Source organism: Nocardia sp. NPDC019219, assembly GCF_040632645.1.
GTDB lineage: Bacteria > Actinomycetota > Actinomycetes > Mycobacteriales > Mycobacteriaceae > Nocardia > Nocardia sputorum.
Map to the genome: position 1 here is coordinate 51,941 of NZ_JBEYCG010000019.1, position 19,698 is coordinate 71,638.

Here is a 19,698-nt window from a genome sequence, read left to right on the forward strand (position 1 = left end):
TCAGCCGGGTGCGGGCACCGGATCGTTGCCACCGCGGGCGGTGGCTTCCTTTGCCGGCAGCGAGCCGCCGGGGGCGACTCCGGGAAATCGGCGGCGTAGCTGAGTGATGCAGCGGAGCACTTCGTTCAGTTCGTTTCGGAGCCTGCGCAACTCGGTGGCCTGTTCCAGCTGGCTCGACGCCCCGGTGCGCGTCATGGCCGCGATGAAGGAGTCCAGTTCGTCCGCCTCGGCGATGAGCAGGTCGACGAACTTCTCCGCCTGAGCCCGCTCCGCGTGGTTCTGCACCACCGGTTCCTCCCACCCGGTCTCGGAGAGTTCTCTACCCGCGCGGCGTTCCACGAGTAACGGCACGAACTCGCGCACAGACGCGTGCCCGAAGCGCTCGTGGGCTCGTCGCACCACCAATGCCACGGCATCGGGGGAAACCCGCGGATGGCACTGCACGAGTCGTCGGACGACATATCTGATCTGGATGGCCTCGTGGTTCTGCATGCTCAGTCCCTGGTGAACGGCCGTGCGCGCGGAGCGCGCCGACCACGCGTCGTGAGATTCCGGACGAAACATCTCGGCGGCGCGGGAACGTTCCCTCGTGCTGCCCGCCGCTCTGCGCGACTCCCGGATAACCCCGCGCCGGAGAGGTTTCCGGACGAACCGACTGCGGCGCGACTACCCGAATCGTCACGCCCACAATGTACCGTTGCATGACGGTACGATCAATGGCGGCAAGGAAATTCGGATTCGCGCGCTCTGCCGGAGAAGCAGGGCGTGGTTGTCGCGAAGTCGACGCGCTCGATCGGTTGGGTGCGTGGCCGCGAACGCGCCGGGCGAGCCGTCGACGCCAGGGCTACTGGGGCGCGGATCCGGTGGTGAGGTGTTCGGCGATCAGAATGCGGTGCGCCTGCTGGGCCGCATCGGCGCGGCGTCGGTCATCGATCTCACTGCTCGGCAACTGTTCGAGCCCGCGGGTGAGCACCGCGATGGTGTCACCGAGCAACAGCACCCGGTGTTCCAGGTCGTCGAGTCTTTCGGTGATGGCGTCCGCGTCCGCGATCCGGTCGGCGCCGGGCAGCGCCGAGCGCAGGCGGGTCGGCAGCTCGGTGACGGTCCGGGCGGCGGCGGTCAGCCACGAACGCGCGATGCGCACGGACGCTGCGGGTAAGTCGCTGGTAGGGGACATGACACCAGCGTCGCCCCGGTGCCGGTGGCTCGCCTAGGGTCCGATGACCCCGGCCGGAAGGTCCGATGGTCCTGCCGGGAGGGAGGGTATGCGAGGTGGTAATCGGCAGCCCCGGCGCGGGTGGGCTGAGCGGGTCCAGTCGGCCACTGCGGCAACAGAATCGGCGCTCGTTGTCGAGGCGCCGGTACGGGCATCCCGGTGAGTTGGGATCCTGCGGCGAAGATGTAGTCCCCGTGGCTGTCGATGCGCCACGCCGGGCGGGCTGTCCGTTGCGTGTGCACAATGCGGCTGATGAATTCCTCGGCCTGCGATCGAAAATCCGGACGACGTTTTTCGTATCACCGATTGTCCGGGCCGAGTTTGCGGATTAGAGGATTAACCCCGCCGCCGTCGGCGTGGGCTACCTTCGCCACCTGCTGCCTCTGCCATGGAGTGCGCGGGCATCCTCGGAGCGGGCGGCGGTAGGAAATGTGGCAAGCACGATAAATTAGTCGACGCGGCGACTTCTGGAGTTCGACGAAAACGCGTAGAATTCGGGCAGGTCGGGACTGTATCTGGAGCCCTATCATGTTCGAGAGAAAGAATTCACACACGAAGTTCGCCCGGTTGGCGGCCGCCACCGGTATAGCCGCTGTTGCCGCGATTCCGGTCGTCGCAGCCGCGGCGCAAGCGCCTGGTGCGCACGCAACGACGCCCACGTCCGCAACCCAACTCGTCGACAACCCCGGTTGGGGCGGCGACGGTTGGGGTCGTGGGGATGGTTGGGGTCGTGGGGGCGGTTGGGGTTGGGGTCGCGGCGACGGCTGGGGTCGCGGCGGCGGTTGGGGTAACGGCTGGGGAGGGAACCCCGGCTGGTGGAATTGGTGGAACCCACCCGGCTGGGGTGGCTGGGGCAGCTTCTAGCGCTGGTGACCGAGCCCGGACACGCACAGCGTGCCGGGCTCGGTCGCGTCGACTACCGATCCCGGTTCGACCCACCGGGCTGGAGCTGGTGACGAGATGAAGATCGTATGTATCGGTGGCGGGCCGGCCGGGTTGTATTTCGCTATTTCGATGAAGCGGCGCGACCCGGCCCATGAGATCACGGTGATCGACCGTGATCCCCTCGGGTCCACCTATGGCTGGGGCGTCGTGTACTGGGACGACCTGCTCGACATTTTGTATCGGAATGACCCCGACAGCGCCCAGGCGGTGCGTGCTGGGTCGGTCCTATGGCGTGAACAGGCAATCCATGTGCGCGACGACCAAACCGCGTATTTCGGGGGCTACGGGTTCAGTATGGGGCGCGCGGCATTGCTCGACGTACTATCCCGGCGGTCGAGCGACTTGGGCGTCGATGTCCAGCACGGGCGAGAGGTCCACGATCTGTCCGGCTTCGACGACACCGATCTCATCGTCGCCTCCGACGGCGCGAACAGCCGGGTACGGCAGCTGGGTAACCACCGCTTCGGCACGTCCGTCACACTCGGCGCGAATCGATATATCTGGCTCGGCACGGACAAGGTCTTCACCCGATTCACCTTCGCCTTCGAACACACCTCGGCCGGTTGGATCTGGTTCCACGCCTACCCGTCGGTTGCCGAGAAAATGAGCACCTGCATCGTTGAGTGCCAATCGCGGACGTGGCAGGGACTGGGGTTCGATTCCATGGACAGCCTCGAGAACTTGCGTGTTCTGGAGAACATATTCACGCGCTTTCTCGACGGTCATTCCTTGATCAGCAAGACACGAGGCGAGCCCGCGAGGTGGAGCCGCTTTCCCGAAGTCACCAACAAGACCTGGTATCACGACAACGTGGTACTGCTCGGCGATGCGGCGCACACGACGCACTTCACCATCGGTTCGGGCACCCGGTTGGCGATCGTCGACGCCGTCGTGCTCGCACAGAACCTGTACGAGCATGCGGAGGTGGCCGACGCGCTGGAGAACTACGATGCGCAGCGGCGGGCCGCGCTGCGCCCGATCCAGGCCGCCGCCCGTACCAGCATGATCTGGTTCGAACACGCCGACCGGTATCTCGACCGAAGCGCCGTGCAGTTCGCCTATGCGATGGCGGCTCGGCACGGGCCACAAGTGCCGTGGCGGTACCAGCTACACCTGCTCACACAGGTGCCCACTGTCCGGAAGATCCGGCGCGGCATCGACTCCGGGCAGCGGTGGTGGCGCGCTGCCCGGCGGGGTGAACTCGCGATGGCGCTGCCGCCGGTGCGGCGATGAATGCGTGCGGCCGACTTCACCAGGCCGCCGGGCTTGGGTGGGCATGGTTCGACACAGGCCGACGCGGGTGCAGCCGACCCGGGCGCCGGTCGGCTCGTAGCGCGAGCGTCGGGCTTCCGGGGACCGCGACGGCCGGACCGCACCCTCGCAGGCATGCCGAAGGGGTGGACAGGATCTGGCGCGAGACGCCGATGCGCTCGGCGGGGTCCGACGGGTAGCTGAGCGCGGGGCGCGGATCGAGCAGGACTCTGGGTTGCCTCGATGTAGGGGCGATCCATCCAGGAACGGATGCGTGGGCTTGCCTCTGCTTGTGTTGCGCCCTCAGTGGCATCCGGGCCGATTCGTGAGGTGTCCAGACCCATCGGACCGGGAAAGTACGCTGCCTTCTTCTGTTTTAGCGTTGGCGGACTTGCGTCGAGCAGGTGAGTCGGTGCCGGGTAGGCGAACGTGACGTTGGAGGAGTGCAAGCGATGAAACGAAGTTCCGACGCCGGTCCGGGACGTGCGTTTGCGCCTGTTGGCGATTCGGCAAGAGTACGCATCGGATCCGGACTGTTATGCCGCTCGATGGGGCGCGCGCTCGTCGTCCTGGCGGCGGTGTTCGCCGTGACCACCGGTGTGGTGACGGCATCATCGCCCGCGAGGGCAGATGCTGCGTCGATCACCGGGTCGTGGGCGGAGGGCGACCGGACCGTGCAGCTACGGGTGCATTCCGCGGCGATGGGCCAGGACATCATGGTGAAGGTATTGCGCCCGGCCGACCGTTCGGTGCCACGGCCGACGCTGTACCTGCTGAACGGTGGTGGCGGCGGGCAGGACAGCGCGACCTGGCAGAAGAACACCGACGTGCTGGGCTTCCTCGCCGGCAAGGACGTGAACGTGGTGCAGCCGGTGGGCGGGCGCTGGAGTTATTACACCGACTGGCGCGCACCTGATCCGAAACTCGGTGTCTACAAGTGGAAGACGTTCCTCACCGAGGAGCTGCCGCCGTTGATCGATGCGGAGTTCGGCACCACTGGAGTGAACGCCATAGCGGGCCTGTCCACCTCGGGCACCTCGGTCTTGCAACTGCCTATCGCCAAACCTGGCCTGTATCAGGCGGTCGCGGCATACAGCGGTTGCGCGCAAGTCAGCGACCCGATCGGCCGGGAGTTCGTGAAGCTCGCCGTCGAGAGCTGGGGCGGCGGCGACACCGACAACATGTACGGCCCACCCGAGGACCCGATGTGGGCCGCGAACGACCCCTATCTGCACGCCGACCAACTCCGCGGCATCCGCCTGTTCCTCTCCACCGGAACCGGCGTCCCGGGCATGTACGACGTCTACAACGGCGATTACACCCAGCCGGGGCCGCGCGGCTACCTCAACCAGCTGGTGCTCGGTGGCGTCATCGAGGCGGCGGTGAACTGGTGCACCCACAACATGCGGGACCGCTTGAACGCGCTCGGCATTCCCGCCACCTATGACTTCCAGCCCACCGGCACCCATTCGTGGGGCTACTGGCAGGAAGCGCTGAAGAATTCGTGGCCGGTGCTGGCCGACGGATTGCGCCTGCCGCACTGAATCGCGCGGCCGGTCGGAACGGCCGTGGGCGGATACTGGCCCGTATGACCCACGCGCTGGTGGACTCCCGATCCCTTCCGGTTGATTTGCGTCCGTACCTCGACGCTCTCGCGCGACGCGCCCGCGCGGTCTGCGGACCGCATCTGGTCAGTGTCTTCGCCGTGGGGTCGATCGCGCTCGGGGACTACCGGCACGGGCGCAGCGACGTCGACGTGGCGATGGTCGCCGACCCGCTACTGCCCGCACAGGCACTGCGTGAACTGGCCGAGGCGCTCGCACACCCTGGCCTGGCCTGCCCCGCGGCTGGGCTGGAACTGGTGGTGTACGGGGCGGATTTCGTCGCCGAACCGTCCGGCGCGGCCGGTTACCTCATGGACCTCAACACCGGTCCGTTGTTGCCGAACCGGGTCAGCTTCGATCCGTCGGAATCCTCGGCTTTCTGGTATGTCATCGATCGTTCCATCGCTCACCAGGCCGGCCGTCTCCTGCACGGCAAGCCCGTGCGGGAGGTCATGGCAGCCCCGTCGCAGCGCGACCTGTACGCCGCGCTGCAGGCATCGATCCGGGAGCACGCCGGGGGAGAGGGTCATCTCGGCGACAATCGAGTACTCAACGGCTGCCGGACGGCAGCGTTCAGCCGAACGAACCGCTGGCTGGCCAAACGCCACGCAGCACAACTGATCGCGGCGCAGGAGACGGAGTTCCGCCCCCTCATCGAAACGGCGCTGCGCAGCTTCCAGCGCCCCCGCTCGGCGGCACTTCCGCTGCCCAGCACAGACGTCCGAGCCTTCCTGTCCTGGGTGGAGGACCGTGTCGGCGAAGCGGCGAACCGCTCAGCGGCCGGTGATCGTCGACGAGATGCGGGCTCCCTCTGACGAAGACCTTCGGTCCTCCACCGCTGAGCGGGATATGCAGACCCGACCAGGGTTCAGATAAATGACGCAGGAAACATGTTGCTACTCAGATATGCGCATCAAGGCATTGAACAGCCGAGAACCATATGCTCCCCGGAAGCCGGATTGTGCTAGTCCCGCTCGCCTGCTCTGTAGTGCACCCGCACCGGGACGTCGTCGGCCCAGGGCTGGCGGGTCACCATGTCGGCGACGCGCACTTCTCCGCGTTCGAACTCGCCGGTGGCGGCGTCGACGAGGCGGTATTGCTGGGTCTGCTGGTGGATCGGCTGGGCGTCGAGGAGCACCACGCGTACCTCCCCGGGTTCGAAGTGGCAGCGCCGGTGCATGGCGGCGATGAGTTGTTCGTTGTGCAGATGGCCGTCGCCGAAGTTCCAGCCGATGGCGGTGCTGCAGATGCGTTCGCCGTCGGTGATGGTGTACTCGTGTTCGCGACCGGGCGGCATGGCGCGGTGGACGAGCGTGAACAGCGCGCGGCCGTGGGTGTTCATGGCCCGGAAGGCGTATCCGAGATACAGGGGGATCTGCGCGCGATCCTTGCCGTAGAACCGTTCCAGTTGCGCCTGCGGCATGCTCGCGATAGCGACGATGTGTTTGCCGATCTTCTCCGCGGCAGAGGGTTTGAGGCACCACATCGTGGTGTCCCAGTTTCCGGCGTAGTAGCGCATGCCGGGCAGGAAGGAGATCTTGCGCGGGAACAAGTTTCCGGCGATCACGATGCTCGCCACCACGACGAACAGCACCGCCACCGGCACCGGGTTGCGCACGCTGCCCAGACCGAGGTCGGCGTGAGCGACGAACAACGCGGCGATCCCGAAGATCATGAAGACGTTCCACTCCAACGGCACGCCCATGGGTATGGCGGTCAGGATCGCGAGATGGAAGCACACCATCACCAGTGCCGCGGTCGCGGTCGGCCACCCACCGTGGGAGAAGAACAGCACCGGCGGAACGCACAGCTCGATGGCGGTGCCGCCGTGGGCGAAGACGCGGGACAATCGCCCCGGCCGCAGATCGTCGGGAAAGTGTTCGAAGAACGCGCGCTTGAGTGGTTTCGGCCGGAACACCGGACTGTTGGACATCATCGTGGAAACCACGAACGGGAAGTGCTTGTTGAGTTTCGACGTGGCCGCGCCCATCCAGATGACGACGAAGACGACCTTCGCGGCGACGATCGAGTCGGCTCCCGGGAGCAGGAAGGCAACCGCGAGGGTGGCGTAGACCTCGCCCCGGGCGGCAAGGAAGATGACTTTGTCGCGCAGGCCGAGTACCGCCAGCAGGCCGAGGATCGTGGCGATCTGCCAGTGCGGCAGCAATCCTACGGTGGTGTCCAGTTCGGGGATGGGACCCGTGCCGTCGGACAGCAAGGTGACCATCGTCATCGCCAGCAGCGCCGCGTACAGGGCGACGTCCACCGGCGTGCGGTTGTCACCGGTGGTGAACGGTACCCGTCCGGGCCATGGTGGTAGCCGAATGGTGTTGGGGCGCAACCAATACAGGATCGAGCCGAACGGCGGGAAGTACCGATTGTTGAGCGGGCCGAATCCGCAGCCCAGGCCCACCACTTCGAACAGCAGCGTGTACAGCACGATCTTCTGGAAGACGATCGGCTCCGACCACCAGGCTCCGACGTCGGTGAATCCGTCGATGCCCGCGGTGGTCAGCACGACGAGCCAGCCGCCGAGCACATAGAGGCAGATCTTCCCGACGTAGAACAGGTGCAGCGCCACGGGCGTCCCGAAGCCCACCTCGGCCCAGTGCCGGGCCATGGGCCGGATGCGTTCGCCGCGTGTGCCTTTGCTCCATTCGGCCATGTCGACCACCGGCAGGTCGGGCTCGAGAAACCCCATCAAGCACGCTCCGATCGAGAACGCCGGGGCCACGGTCGGAGCCCCGAGGTTCCCGATACGGTGGCAGGTACGACAGTCGCTGTCAACGACTTCCCTCGGCGCACGTCGGCGGCGACGGTCGGGCAAGATCGAAGCCATGGAGCCGACCCAGCGCGTGCCGCTGCCCACGAGCATCGATGAGTTCCGCGTGCTCGCGCACTCCCGCCTGGCCGGATTCCCGCGCGTCGAAGTGGCCGGCGCGCCCGGTACGCGCCGCGCCGCGGTCGTGCTGTGCGTGGTGGAGCAGCCGGATGGACCGCTGTCGGTGATCGTGATCAAGCGGGCCTACCGGGGCCGCAACGCCGGACAGTGGGGACTGCCCGGCGGCCGCCTGGACGAAGGCGAGACCGCCGAGCGAGCCGCGTTGCGTGAACTGCACGAAGAACTGGGCCTGCACGCGCGGCCGGAAGATCTGCTCGGCGCGCTCGACGACTTCCCGGCCGCGTCCGGTTTCGCGATCACGCCGCTGGTCCTGGCGCTGACCGACGCCACGCGGCTGCGGCCGAACCCGGACGAGGTCCATTCCGTCCACTTCGTCGACCTCGCCCGGCTCGCCGCCGAGGACACCCCGCGCTGGGTCCGGCCTGAGGACGCGGTGCGGCAGGCGGAGTTGCGCGACGACGCCGCGCCGGCCGATGCGGCCGGCCTGTTGCAGATGCGGCTCGGCCCGAAGATGACCATTCACGCGCCGACCGGCGCGCTGCTGTGGCAATTCCGCGAAGTCGTCCTGCTCGGCACGAGCCCCTCCGCCGCCCGCGTCGCGCACTTCACCCAACCTGATTGGACCCATCGCTAGGTCGCCGGGGACCGCCGCGGTCTGCCGCCCGGTGCACCGGGCAGGCCGTCTCGCGCGGTACCGCATTCGGCCTGCTACCTTGAACGTCGTTCAAGTTCTATGCGGAGGGTTGTCGTGGAAGGTGTCGAGAACTCTCGGAAGCCGAGGGTCGCTGTTTCGGCGCGGGACATGGCGCAGATCGCCGTCTTCGCGGCGCTGATCGCGGCGCTGGGTCTGCCCGGCGCCATCACCGTCGGATTCAGCGGGGTGCCGATCACCGTGCAGACCCTCGGTGTCATCCTGGCCGGTGCGGTGCTGGGAGCGCGCAAGGGCACGGCGGCGGTCCTGGTCTTCCTGGCGCTGACGATGATCGGCCTGCCGCTGCTGTCCGGCGGCCGCACCGGCCTGACGGCGCTGGCGGGTCCCAGCGCCGGATACCTGATCGGCTGGGTTCCCGCGGCGCTGTTCATCGGCCTGTGCACCGCTCGCGTCCTGCCGAAATACCCGATCGCGCTCGGCTTGCTGATCAACGCCGTCGGCGGTCTGGTGATCATCTATCTCTTCGGCACCGTGGGCCTGCTGCTGCGCACCGATCTCGGAGTCGGGGCCGCCGTCGCCACCAACTGGGCGTTCATTCCCGGCGACCTGCTCAAAGTCGTCGTCGCGAGCGTGGTGGCCAAGGGAGTGCACCGCGCATACCCCGGTCTGATCCGTGCCTAGTCCCGAACTCGGCGGCGCGGACGACGCGCCTGCCGTCGACGTCGGCGGCAGGAGCTACACCTACCGTGACCTCGACCGCGCGATCGAGCAGTGCATCGACCGCGATCCGGACGCGGCGGTGTACGACGCGTCGGACCTCACGGTCGCGGACGCGCTGATCCGCGTCTGCGCTGCGGCCCGGCGCGGCATCCCGGTCCTCGTCGAGGACCCCGCCGCTCGTCCGCACCGGACCGGCATCCCGCCCGGGGCGTTTCTGCTGGTGGCGACCTCGGGCTCCACCGGTCGTCCCCGGCCGCTCGCGCGGACGGCCGCCTCCTGGTACGACAGCTTTCCCGCGTTCACCGCGATCACCGGCGTCGCACCGGCCGACCGCGTGCTGATCACCGGGCCGCTGCACGCGACCATGCACCTGTTCGGCGCGCTGCACGCGCTGTGGCGCGGCGCGTGCGTCACCGACGACCCCGCGCGCGCGACCGTCGTGCACGCGGTGCCCGCGGTACTGCGCGAGGTGGTGCGGACCTGTCCGCGCCTGCGCACCGCGATCGTCGCGGGCATCGCGCTCGACGACGGTGCGCTGGCGGCGGCCGCCGGCGTCGACGTCGTCGAGTACTACGGCTCCGCGGAGGTCTCGCTCGTGGCGGCGCGGCGCGTACCCGAGCCGATGCGGCTGCTCGACGGAGTCGAGGCCGAAGTGCGCGACGGACTGCTCTTCGTCCGGTCGCCCTACCGTGTGCTGGGCGCGCCCGACTGGTTCGGCGTCGGCGATCTCGCGGAGCTCGGTCCGGGCCGCGAGTTGACCGTGCTCGGTAGGGGTGACTGCGCGATCAACGTCGGCGGCACCGTGGTGGTCGCCGAGGAAGTGGAACGCGTGCTGGAATCGCTCGACGGCGTCGTCGCGGTGGCCGTGATCGGCTCGCCGCATACGGTGTTGGGCGAAACCGTTACGGCCGCCGTGCAATTGGACCACGGTGCTGGTCTCGACGAGATCCGGGGGCGAGCACGTCGCGTGCTGGCCAAGGAGGCGATGCCGCGCCGCTGGGTGCCACTGCCCGCCCTGCCCAGGACCGCGGCCGGGAAGGTGGCCAGGGGGCGGCTGAAAGACTTGCTGACATGAGCCCGGTCCCTGTTCTGGTAGCGCCGTACCGCACGCCGATCGGCAATGCGGGACACGGATTCGCGAACCTGACCACCACCGACTTGGCCGCTGCCGTGCTGCGCGCGGTGCTGACGTCGCTGCGCGGCGCCGGCATCGACGCCGAGGTGGACGACGTGGTGCTCGGCAACTGCCTCGGACCCGGCGGCGATCCCGCCCGGGTCGCCGCGTTGGCGGCGGGACTGGGTGTGCACGTCCCCGGCGTCACCGTGGATCGGCAGTGCGGGTCGGGCCTCGACGCGGTGATGCAGGCAGCGTTGCGCGTGCGCGGCGGCGCGGACGACCTCGTCCTCGCCGGAGGGGTCGAATCGGCGAGCACCGCCCCGTGGCGATTCTGGCCGCCCGTGGGCGACGCCGACCCGGTGCGCTACACCCGCGCTCCGTTCGCGCCACCCGGCTTTCCCGATCCGGATATGGGCGCGGCCGCCGACGATCTCGCGCGAGCGCGCGGGATCAGCCGGGAGCGGCAGGACGCCTACGCGGCCCGCTCGCACACCCGCGCCGCGGCCGCCGACTTCGCCGCGGAGATCGTGCCGATCGGCGACGTGCACCGGGACGAACGCATCCGGGCGGGGATGACCGCGGCCCGGCTCGCGCGCCTGCGCCCCAGCTTCGGCGTCGACGGCACCGCCACCGCGGGAAATTCCTGCGGCATCTCCGACGGAGCCGCGGTCATGGCGGTCACCACCGAGGCGATGGCCGCCGGTCTGCCCGCGTTGCGGATCCTCGGCTGCGCGGTCGCCGGATCCGACCCGGCGTATCCCGGCCTCGGTCCCGTTCCCGCGATCCGTAAACTGCTGCGCCGCACCGGCGTCGGCCTAGCCGACCTGGGCGTCGTCGAGATCACCGAGGCGTTCGCGTCGGTGGTGCTGGCGGTGGCGGACGAACTGGGCCTGGACGAGTCCATGATCTGCCCGCAGGGCGGTGCCATCGCGATGGGGCACCCTTGGGGTGCGTCGGGAGCCATCCTGCTGGTGCGGCTGGCAAGCCAGATGCTCCGCGCGGACGGCCCGGAACTCGGGCTCGCGGCCTGCGCAATCGGCGGCGGCCAGGGGATCGCCGTACTGGTGGAGCGCGTGTCGTGAGCGAGCGTCGGCGGGTGAGCGGTGAACACAGCGCGCCGTCGCGCACGGCCGGACCGATCCTCAGCGAGGTGCCGTCGTGAGTGAGATCGTCTTCGACTCGGTGAGCCACCGTTTCGGTGAGCGAAACGTGTTGCGCGACATCAGCCTGCGGATCACCGAACGCCGCGTCGGCGTCATCGGGTCCAACGGTTCCGGCAAATCGACGATGGCGCGCATGATCAACGGCCTGCTGGCGCCGAGTTCCGGGACGGTCACGGTCGACGGCGTGGACGCCTCCCGCAAGGGCGCGCTGGTGCGGCGGAAGGTGGGGTTCGTCTTCACCGATCCCGATACGCAGATCGTGATGCCCACGGTCGCCGAGGATCTCGCGTTCTCACTGCGGCGCAGCGGGTTGAGCAGGCCGGAGATCGCGGCGCGCGTCGGGGAGATCCTGGAGCGATTCGGGCTCGTGGGCCACGCCGAACATCCTTCGCATCTGCTGTCCGGCGGCCAGAAACAGTTGCTCGCCCTCGGTGCGGTCCTGATCCGGCGGCCGGAGGTGATCGTCGCCGACGAGCCGACCACGCTGCTGGACCTGCGCAACGCCAGGATCGTCGCGGGCGCCCTGGACGCCGTGGACCAGCAGGTGATCGTGGTGACCCATCAGCTGTCGCTGCTGGAGAGTTTCGAACGCGTCATCGTGATCGATGACGGCGCGGTGGCGTTCGACGGGACGCCCGGCGACGCCGTCGCGGCCTACCGGGCGGCGGTCGAATGATCGGCCTCTACCGTCCCGGCGATTCCCCGCTGCACCGGCTGCCCGCCGGGGTGAAGCTGGTGCTGCTGCTGGTGTCGATCGTGGCCGCCACGGTGTTCCTGCGGACTCCGCCGCAGGTGGCCGTCGCCGCTGGGGTGGTGGCGGGCCTGTTCGCGGTGGCCGGGATCCCGTGGCGAGTCGCGCTGGCGCAACTGCGCCCGTTGGTGTGGATGCTGTTGCTCATAGCCGTGTTCCAGGTGCTGGTCACGTCGCCTGCGCGGGCCGCGGTGGTGTGCGGCGTGCTGGTGATCTCGGTGGCGCTCGCGGCGCTGTTCACGCTCACCACGCGGGTGAGCGACATGCTGGACGCGGTCACCCGGTGGCTGCGGCCCCTGCGCCGCGTGGGTGTCGATCCCGAGCGGATCGGACTGCTGCTGGCACTGGCCATCCGGTGTGTCCCGTTGCTGGCCGGGATCGTGCACGACGTCGCCGAGGCGCGGCGCGCTCGCGGCCTGCAATGGTCGATGACGGCGCTGGTCACGCCGGTGCTGGTGCGGGCGCTGCGGACCGCCGACGCGATGGGCGACGCCCTCGCCGCGCGGGGAGTGGACGATGCCTGAACTGCTCGCCGCGCGGATAGCCCGGCAGGCCGCGGCGAATCCGGCGGTGACCGCGGTGATCTCGGGACGCGAACGGGTCGGCTACGAGCGGTTCTGGTCGAGGGTCGTTCGTGTCGCCGCCGGGCTCGACGGCATGCGGCGGGTGGCCGTGCTCCCCACCTCCGATGTCGAATCGCTGGTCGTGGTGACGGCGGCGATGCACGCCGGGGTGAGCGTCGTCCTGCTGCATCGCCATCTGCTGCCCGCCCAGCTGAGCCGGGTGCTCGCGCTGGCCGAGCCGGCAGCCGTCGTGGCCGCGCCGCACCAGCATCGGCGGTTGCGGCGCCTGGGATTCGACGCGACCGTGCGGACCGCCGCCGCCCTCGAATCCGCGGGCTCGGTGCGTCCGGTGGACCCGGGCGCCGAGCTGCTGGTCGGGATCACCTCCGGCACCACCGGCGAGCCGAAGCTTTTCGTGCGCGACCACCGGTCGTGGGCCGCCACGCTGGATCGCTCCGACCACACCTTCGACATCGGCGCCGGCGATCGGGTGTCGGTACCCGGCGTGCTGGACCACACGCATTTCCTGTACGGCGCGTTGCACGCCCTGACCCGGGGCGCGACGGTCGACCTGCGGCCGGTGGCCGATGCGCTGAACGATGGCGCGACGCAGCTGTATTCGGTGCCGACGATCGCGTGGGACGTGGTGCGTGCGGGGATCGGTCCGGTCGGCAGCGTCCGGGAAGTGCTGTCCTCGGCGGCCCGGTGGCCGCGCCCGGGACGGCGAGCGTTGCAGGAGGCGCTGCCCAACGCCGCGCTCGTGCACTTCTACGGTGCGTCCGAGTTGAGCTTCGTGTCCTTCGACCGGGGGCTCGGCAGCACCGACGAGAAGTCGGCGGGCGAACTCTTCGACGGTGTCGATGCCGATATTCGCGGCGGACTGGTATACGTGCGCAGTGACATGCTGTTCGACGGCTACCTCACCGCCGACGGTGTGGTCGGCGGTCCGGTCGACGGCTGGATGACCGTCGGCGATCGCGGCGAGGTGACCGGCAGGCGTCTCCGGTTGTTCGGCCGGGAGAGCGAGATGTTGATTCGGGCGGGTCTCAACGTGGAACCCGCCGCGGTCGAAGCGGCGCTCACGGCGATTTCGGGTGTCGCCGAGGCCGCCTGCATCGGCGTGCCCGACGCGCGGATGGGGGAGGCGCCCGCGGCGGCGATCGTGGTAGACGCGGGCGCCCCTGCTCTCGAGGAGATCTGGCGGCGGCTGCGCGCGAGTCTGCCGAGCCCGAGTATGCCGGTGCAGGTAGCGATCGTGGGCAGCCTGCCGCGCACACCGCGGGGGAAGCTCGATCGGTCGGCGTTGGCCGAGACGCTGGCCGCGCAGCGCCGTGGCGGGGCCGGGCGCTGACTACGAAAGGCGAGTGATTCGTCGTCGGCGCACGCGGGATTCGTCACGCGTGCGCCGGCCGACTCGGTGCTACGGCATCGCGCGCAGGGAACTGGTATGCCCGCTGTCGTCACTGTGGTCTCCCGTCGCGGAGCGGGTCAGCTGCTCCGGCTGGATGTCGTCTTCTTCTCGCTGGACCGCCGAGTCCGCACTCGCCGCTGTGGGCTCCACCGACGCCGAGCCGAACCACGTGGCGTAGAACGTGATCACCAGCGCACCGAGGGCTCCGAGGAGCACGATGCCGGACAGGAGCGGGTGCGCGGCCATCTGCAGGGCGAAGAAGCGAATGCACAGCAGTACCCCGGCGCAGACGGCGACGCCCATGGCCACGAGGCGGACGCGCGAGCGATCCCAGCCGCGATCCGGATCGCGCAGCGCGGATTCGACCGTCAGGCACAACGCCGCGCCCACGACCAGGTCGACGCCGTAGTGGGCCCCCAGGCCGAGCGTCGCGACAAGTGTGCACACCAGCCAGAACGCGCCGCCCCAGCGCAGCCACAGCGGGCCGCGCCGCGAGTGGATGAACAGCGACAGCGCCCAGGCGGTGTGCAGGGACGGCATGCAGTTGCGCGGGGTGATGGCGTCGAAGCGCAGCGCCTCGATCGAGGAGGGCACCTCAGGAACGACATTCGGCCAGACGTCGGTGATCTCGAAGCCCAGTCCCTGCGGTCCGTACGCGAGCACCGGCCCCACCACCGGGAAGACCACGTACCAGATCGGCCCGACCAGGCCCAGGGTGAGGAACGTCCGCACCAGGTAGTGCCGTGGCCACCCACCGGTCGTCACGCCGCGCAACTGCCAGGCCGCGACGAGGACGGCCGCCAGCGGAAGCTCGAAGTAGACCCAGCGCACCACGCCCGACGCCACCGGCCCCGCCGCGTCCAGTGCCTGCCCGGCCAGCCACGACGGACTGCCGAGGACGCGATCGGCGACTTGCACGTACGGATCGAGCACCATCGGGCACGCCCACGCGGTGATGTCCAACCAGATCTCGCTGATCTTCGTCGCGCAGATCAGCAGGGCGCCGAAGGCGATGGTGCGCAACGCCGTACGGCGGCGCTGCCCGTCCCACCGCGCGAACGCCAGCACCGCCAGCGCGGTGAGCACGATGGTCGGACCGTTGCCGACGGTGAACGGCCGTCCTTCGGCCGTCCTGATCACCACGAACAGCAGGTCGATGGCGATCGCCGCGGCGACAGCGCCGACGCGGGCGCGCACCGTGATCCCGACCAAGGCCAGCAGGAACCCGGCCCACGGTGTGGTCGCCGACTTCGGCGTACCGGCATAGTCCCGAAACAGGCTGGTCAGCGGCCCGAGCGCCCCGATGTGCGCGGCCATGAGTTCGCCGCAGGCCAGCGCGAGCACGATGGCCGCGACGCCGCACCATACGGTCACCGGCCGGAACCGACGCTCCGGAAGCTCTTCGATACCCACTCGCTCGCCCGGTGGGGTCAAGCTTCCTCGCACGTCGTTCACAAGCACCGAGACATCGTAAACACGGCATTAACGGCGCATGTACGGGGAGATGGGCGAGCGAGCGTTGCCGCGGCGGATGGCACGGAAAACCACCGGATAAGCCGAACTCATTCGAGGCCGACACGTTCTCGCGGGTCGGTGCGCGCGTCGCGCCCGGTCGCCGTCCGCCCGGTGTAGCGGTCTGTTACCGAAGAGCCGCGTCGTCGAGGGGAGCGTGCCGTCGCCAGGGACGGATCCGCTCCAGTTGCGCGGCGACCGCCAGCAGCGTGGTCTCGCCGCCGGGCGCCGCGGCGAGCTGTACGCCGATGGGCAGGCCGGTGTCGGACAGCCCGGCGGGAACGGAGATCGCCGGATACCGGACGGTGTTGAACGGCGGGGTGAACGGGATGAAGCGGGGCACGTCGCGCAAGGTCCGCAGAAACCCTTGCCCGGCGAAGGCTCCGACCGGCACCGGCGGGGTCGCCAGCGTGGGCGTGAGCAGAAGATCGTGCTCGGTGAACCAGGCGGCGAATCGCTCGGCCTGCCGTGCCGGGGGAGCGTCGGGCACCGGGCGCACCCTGGTGAGCACCCGTCCGGCCCTGGCCACCTTGCGGGTCAGCGGTTCCAGCAGGTCTGCGCTGAGATTCGTGGTGTCCTCGGCGACGCCGGCGAAGTAGCGCGCCAGGAAGCCGAGCGCGTCCTGCGGCCGCCACGGCGGCGGCGCGTCGGTGACGGTATGGCCCGCTTCGCGCAGCGCCTCGGCCGCGGCCAGCATCGCCGAACGTACCTGCGGGTCGACGGACGCGCCGAGTACCGGTGGCCGGGTGGTCATGCCGATCCGCAGCGGCCGCTCGGGCGCGGCGGGGGCGCGGTAACGGTCGTCGGCCGCTAGCACGGCGAGGAGCAGGGCCGCGTCGGACACCGTGGTCGCCAGCGGGCCGAAGGTGGAGATGCCCAGCCAATTCGAGCCGAGTTCGGCGGGACGTGGCAGCACGCCGTCACCCGGTTTCAGGCCGACGAGCCCGCAGCAGGACGACGGGATGCGGATCGACCCGCCGCCGTCGGAACCGATTGCCAGCGCGGCCATTCCGGCGGCCACCGCCGCGGCGCCGCCACCGGTGGAGCCGCCGGGGGTGTGCGCGAGGTGCCACGGATTGCGGGTGACGCCGTGCGCGGCGCTCTCGGTGACCGGCCACTGGCACAGCTCCGGCACATTCGTCTTGCCGATCAGCAACGCGCCCGCGGCGCGCAACCGGCCGACCAGCTCGCTGTCGGAGTCGGCGGCGGTCTGCCGCGCCGCGCGCGATCCGTTGCCGGTCACGCAGCCGGCGAGGTCGAGATTGTCCTTCACCGCCACCGGAACTCCGGCCAGCGGGAGGTCGCGGAGATCGCCGCGGGTGGCCAGCGCGCGAGCTTCGTGGCGGACCTGTTCGTGCCGCACGATGCGGAAGGCGTTGATCCGTGGGTCGAGGGCCGCGATGCGGGCCAGGTGCTCGTCGGCCACCTCGAGCGGGGACACCGTCCGGCTCTGGACTCCCGCCGCGATCTCGGCCGCAGGCGCGCCCGCCCATGTCATCGCTGTCTCCTCGGTACCTCAGGTCGCGACGACCGACGTTGCACCGCTACCGGCCGTCGAGACTCGCCGCTCACGGTAATCGTCGGCGTGGGCGGCCACAATGACCAGCCGCCGTTCCCGGGCATGGGAACGAGCGGCACGCGGTCCCGCCGCACTGGGCCGAGGGGACGGGGACCTGCTCGGCGGGCGGTCAGGTCGTGCGATACGTGCGGGCCACCAGTGCCGAGCGCAGATACCACAAGCCCGAGGGCTGGGACGGGTCGAATCCGGTGAGCTGTCCGATCCGCTTGAGCCGGTAGTCCACGGTATTGGTGTGCACGTGCAGCACGCGTGCCGTGCGCTGCCGGTTGAGGTTGTTGGCGATGTGCCGTTGCAGTGTCTCCAGCAGTTCCGGGTGCGCGTCCAGCGGGTCCAGCAGCGAGCCGAGGTACTCGCGGCCGGGTCCCGGTCTGGTGAGCTGGTATTCCAGCGCCAGCTCGTCGAAGCGGTAGAGCCCGGCCACGGCCTGCAATCGCTGCACCATGTCGAGCAGTTCGTGAGCCTGGTCGGCGGCGGTGGGGATCTTCTCCGGAGTCGCCTCGACCATGGTCGCGGTGACGCCCACCTGCGCGGCGTGCGACAGCTGGGTGACCAGCGCGTCCAGCTGCTCGTTGTCCAGGTGGCCGGACGGGATGAGCACCGTGCCGCCGTCCACGCTCAGCAGCGACAGCGCGGCCTCGCCGCAACGGGTGGCGAGCTCGGCCTGGACCCGGCGCAGTTTCCGGCGGGCGACGACTTTGCCGTCCACCATCGGGTTGCGTTCCTCGCGGTGCGGCGGAATCGCCACGGCCAGAACGACGTACGAGGACGCGATGGCGATGCCGCATTCGCGGGCCATGGTGGAGGTGCTGTGCCCGCCCAGCAGCGCGGAGGTCAGCGTGTGCACGGCGGTGTGGTGCTCGCTGACCACCGCGCGCAGTTCCCGGACGTAGGCCATGGAGACCGCCGAGTTGATCATGTCGAGCATCTCGACGACCATCTTGGCGCCGTCGACGAGGTCGTCGTAGTCCTTCATCGTCGCGTCGGACACCACCAGCTCCAGGCCCATCTTGAAGCCTTCGTGGATCGAGTGGTGGATGGTGTCGATCGGCACTCCCTCGCGCGCCCATCCCGCGGCGGCGTCGCCGAGTCGCTGGAGTTTCTCCGGGAGGTCCTTTCCGTCGAGCATGCTCACCGCCAGCTCCAGGCAGACCCGGGTGATGGTGGTGACGTCTCCGGCGATCGCGTCACCCGGTAGGGTGCCGCACGGGATGACGTTCTCGACGAAGTGCCCGACCATCTGACGCGATAGCCCGCGAACGTCCTTCAGCGGGGACGACATCGGCTTCCCCGACAGGCTCAGGCTCTGCCGGGCCGAACTGTCGACGGACATTGGCGACTCCCTTCCGCCCACGATTGCTGTGCAGCGCATTTACACTAATCCGTCGATCCCTTTCGCGGACCCGATCGACGGGTTCTGTGAGAGCAGGTGAGACCGGTCGAGGCGCGCTTGTGAGCGCTCACAGCAGCTGGACATATGACCGATTCTCGGGGGCGGCCGGCACACCGCGAGGCCGAGGTCGTCGGCCTCGGGTCCTGGGTCGGGTCCGTTGTCGCCGCGAGGCGCGGCCGACATGCCGGTAGGATCACCCGCGCCGGCCATGGCCATGTAACGAGGGTCTTGTCCGGCACGTGTCGTGTCCCGGATGGTGTGCAGTGCCCGTCCGCCGCGCACGCCACGGCGGAAGGCAGTGATGGCGCGACGATAGGGGCAGGCGATGGCACCGGCTCTGAGATGTCTTGTCTGGGAACTGGACAACACCTTGTGGGACGGCGCCGTGTGCGACGCGACCGTCGGCGCGTTGCGGCCTGCCGCGCTGCGCACCCTGCGCGTGCTCAGCGAGCGAGGGATCTGGCATGCCGTGGCGAGCCGCGGCGAGCGCGAGTGGACGCTGGACAAGTTGTACCGGTACGGCGTCTACGAGATGTTCTCGGCCGTCGAGATCGGCTGGGGTCCCAAGTCTTCGGCGATCGTGCGGATCGCGCGCACGCTCGGTCTCGGCTTCGACACCGTGGGTTTCATCGACCACGAGCCGGTGGAGCGCGCCGAGGTGTCGCGTGCGCTGCCCACCGTGCGCTGCTACGCCGCACGTAATGCCGACGTCCTTCCGGTGCTCCCCGATTTCCGTCCCGTGTTGCGCACGGGGCCCGCTCCCACGCCGCCGCTCGGATTCGCCCGGGTGCCCGCGCGCTGATTTCCGGGTGAACACGTAATGTTCTTCCTACCAGCGGAATCCGGCGTCCGAGCCGGGTCCGCGGCCGAGGCTTCCCACCGGCGCGAGTATCCCGCCGGGGCCGGATCGTTCTGGTGGACA

General features: G+C 69.4%; 17 protein-coding genes. 11 read left to right on the forward strand and 6 right to left on the reverse strand.

Annotated features, from left to right (window positions below):
* Positions 1 to 492: a three-helix bundle dimerization domain-containing protein gene (locus ABZ552_RS28495; protein ID WP_357440981.1), complete on the reverse strand. Its 492-nt coding sequence runs from the start codon at positions 490 to 492 to the stop codon at positions 1 to 3.
* Positions 493 to 844: 352 nt separating this feature from the next.
* Positions 845 to 1,177 carry a hypothetical protein gene (locus ABZ552_RS28500; protein ID WP_357440984.1) on the reverse strand — a complete coding sequence of 111 codons (333 nt, stop codon included), beginning with the start codon at positions 1,175 to 1,177 and terminating at the stop codon, positions 845 to 847.
* A gap of 933 nt (positions 1,178 to 2,110) precedes the next feature.
* Between ABZ552_RS28500 and ABZ552_RS28505 the strand changes: the two genes are divergently transcribed.
* The 3 genes from ABZ552_RS28505 to ABZ552_RS28515 all read left to right on the forward strand — a co-directional run bounded on the left by ABZ552_RS28505 (position 2,111) and on the right by ABZ552_RS28515 (position 5,831).
* Entirely contained in the window at positions 2,111 to 3,394 is a 1,284-nt protein-coding gene (locus tag ABZ552_RS28505; protein WP_357440987.1) for an FAD-dependent monooxygenase, read from the forward strand.
* Positions 3,395 to 3,960: 566 nt separating this feature from the next.
* Complete coding sequence (locus ABZ552_RS28510) at positions 3,961 to 4,956, forward strand: alpha/beta hydrolase family protein (RefSeq protein ID WP_281918719.1); 996 nt, start codon at positions 3,961 to 3,963, stop codon at positions 4,954 to 4,956.
* Between the two features lie 44 nt (positions 4,957 to 5,000).
* Positions 5,001 to 5,831, forward strand: a complete 831-nt coding sequence (locus ABZ552_RS28515; protein ID WP_357440990.1) for an aminoglycoside adenylyltransferase domain-containing protein — start codon at positions 5,001 to 5,003, stop codon at positions 5,829 to 5,831.
* Between the two features lie 149 nt (positions 5,832 to 5,980).
* Here the strand turns inward: ABZ552_RS28515 and ABZ552_RS28520 are convergent, their stop codons facing one another.
* Positions 5,981 to 7,717, reverse strand: a complete 1,737-nt coding sequence (locus ABZ552_RS28520) for a DUF3556 domain-containing protein (RefSeq protein ID WP_357440993.1) — start codon at positions 7,715 to 7,717, stop codon at positions 5,981 to 5,983.
* Between the two features lie 136 nt (positions 7,718 to 7,853).
* Between ABZ552_RS28520 and ABZ552_RS28525 the strand changes: the two genes are divergently transcribed.
* The 7 genes from ABZ552_RS28525 (at position 7,854) to ABZ552_RS28555 (ending at position 14,235) form a co-directional block, all read left to right on the forward strand.
* Positions 7,854 to 8,552 (forward strand): CoA pyrophosphatase, encoded by a 699-nt coding sequence (locus tag ABZ552_RS28525; RefSeq protein ID WP_281918715.1) that lies wholly within the window; start codon positions 7,854 to 7,856, stop codon positions 8,550 to 8,552.
* Positions 8,553 to 8,666: 114 nt separating this feature from the next.
* Positions 8,667 to 9,251 (forward strand): biotin transporter BioY, encoded by a 585-nt coding sequence (locus tag ABZ552_RS28530; protein ID WP_281873381.1) that lies wholly within the window; start codon positions 8,667 to 8,669, stop codon positions 9,249 to 9,251.
* Entirely contained in the window at positions 9,244 to 10,365 is a 1,122-nt protein-coding gene (locus ABZ552_RS28535) for a synthetase (RefSeq protein ID WP_357440997.1), read from the forward strand. Before ABZ552_RS28530 ends, ABZ552_RS28535 begins: the two co-directional genes overlap by 8 nt.
* Positions 10,362 to 11,489 (forward strand): thiolase family protein, encoded by a 1,128-nt coding sequence (locus ABZ552_RS28540; protein ID WP_357440999.1) that lies wholly within the window; start codon positions 10,362 to 10,364, stop codon positions 11,487 to 11,489. The genes ABZ552_RS28535 and ABZ552_RS28540 overlap by 4 nt, the downstream gene beginning before the upstream one ends.
* A gap of 76 nt (positions 11,490 to 11,565) precedes the next feature.
* Entirely contained in the window at positions 11,566 to 12,246 is a 681-nt protein-coding gene (locus ABZ552_RS28545; protein ID WP_357441002.1) for an ABC transporter ATP-binding protein, read from the forward strand.
* Entirely contained in the window at positions 12,243 to 12,845 is a 603-nt protein-coding gene (locus tag ABZ552_RS28550) for an energy-coupling factor transporter transmembrane protein EcfT (protein WP_281873377.1), read from the forward strand. The genes ABZ552_RS28545 and ABZ552_RS28550 overlap by 4 nt, the downstream gene beginning before the upstream one ends.
* Positions 12,838 to 14,235, forward strand: coding sequence for an AMP-binding protein (locus ABZ552_RS28555; RefSeq protein ID WP_357441006.1), 1,398 nt, complete (start codon positions 12,838 to 12,840; stop codon positions 14,233 to 14,235). The genes ABZ552_RS28550 and ABZ552_RS28555 overlap by 8 nt, the downstream gene beginning before the upstream one ends.
* A gap of 69 nt (positions 14,236 to 14,304) precedes the next feature.
* On the opposite strand, the gene ABZ552_RS28560 is transcribed toward ABZ552_RS28555, so the two are convergent.
* From ABZ552_RS28560 to ABZ552_RS28570, 3 genes are all read right to left on the reverse strand, one after another.
* Entirely contained in the window at positions 14,305 to 15,756 is a 1,452-nt protein-coding gene (locus tag ABZ552_RS28560; RefSeq protein ID WP_357441009.1) for a DUF5933 domain-containing protein, read from the reverse strand.
* A 178-nt stretch (positions 15,757 to 15,934) separates the two neighbouring features.
* Positions 15,935 to 17,305: an amidase family protein gene (locus ABZ552_RS28565; protein WP_281918709.1), complete on the reverse strand. Its 1,371-nt coding sequence runs from the start codon at positions 17,303 to 17,305 to the stop codon at positions 15,935 to 15,937.
* 190 nt (positions 17,306 to 17,495) lie between these two features.
* Complete coding sequence (locus ABZ552_RS28570) at positions 17,496 to 18,716, reverse strand: helix-turn-helix domain-containing protein (protein WP_281873373.1); 1,221 nt, start codon at positions 18,714 to 18,716, stop codon at positions 17,496 to 17,498.
* A gap of 385 nt (positions 18,717 to 19,101) precedes the next feature.
* On the opposite strand from ABZ552_RS28570, the gene ABZ552_RS28575 reads away from it, so the two are divergent.
* Positions 19,102 to 19,578 carry an HAD-IIIC family phosphatase gene (locus ABZ552_RS28575; RefSeq protein WP_281873372.1) on the forward strand — a complete coding sequence of 159 codons (477 nt, stop codon included), beginning with the start codon at positions 19,102 to 19,104 and terminating at the stop codon, positions 19,576 to 19,578.
* Positions 19,579 to 19,698 lie beyond the last annotated feature (120 nt).

Coding starts and splice junctions, on each gene's coding strand:
- ABZ552_RS28495 (WP_357440981.1), bottom strand. CDS start 492: ATGCAGAACCACGAGGCCATCCAGATCAGATATGTCGTCCGACGACTC.
- ABZ552_RS28500 (WP_357440984.1), bottom strand. CDS start 1,177: ATGTCCCCTACCAGCGACTTACCCGCAGCGTCCGTGCGCATCGCGCGT.
- ABZ552_RS28510 (WP_281918719.1), top strand. CDS start 3,961: ATGGGGCGCGCGCTCGTCGTCCTGGCGGCGGTGTTCGCCGTGACCACC.
- ABZ552_RS28515 (WP_357440990.1), top strand. CDS start 5,001: ATGACCCACGCGCTGGTGGACTCCCGATCCCTTCCGGTTGATTTGCGT.
- ABZ552_RS28520 (WP_357440993.1), bottom strand. CDS start 7,717: ATGGGGTTTCTCGAGCCCGACCTGCCGGTGGTCGACATGGCCGAATGG.
- ABZ552_RS28525 (WP_281918715.1), top strand. CDS start 7,854: ATGGAGCCGACCCAGCGCGTGCCGCTGCCCACGAGCATCGATGAGTTC.
- ABZ552_RS28540 (WP_357440999.1), top strand. CDS start 10,362: ATGAGCCCGGTCCCTGTTCTGGTAGCGCCGTACCGCACGCCGATCGGC.
- ABZ552_RS28550 (WP_281873377.1), top strand. CDS start 12,243: ATGATCGGCCTCTACCGTCCCGGCGATTCCCCGCTGCACCGGCTGCCC.
- ABZ552_RS28555 (WP_357441006.1), top strand. CDS start 12,838: ATGCCTGAACTGCTCGCCGCGCGGATAGCCCGGCAGGCCGCGGCGAAT.
- ABZ552_RS28565 (WP_281918709.1), bottom strand. CDS start 17,305: ATGACATGGGCGGGCGCGCCTGCGGCCGAGATCGCGGCGGGAGTCCAG.
- ABZ552_RS28570 (WP_281873373.1), bottom strand. CDS start 18,716: ATGTCCGTCGACAGTTCGGCCCGGCAGAGCCTGAGCCTGTCGGGGAAG.
- ABZ552_RS28575 (WP_281873372.1), top strand. CDS start 19,102: ATGGCACCGGCTCTGAGATGTCTTGTCTGGGAACTGGACAACACCTTG.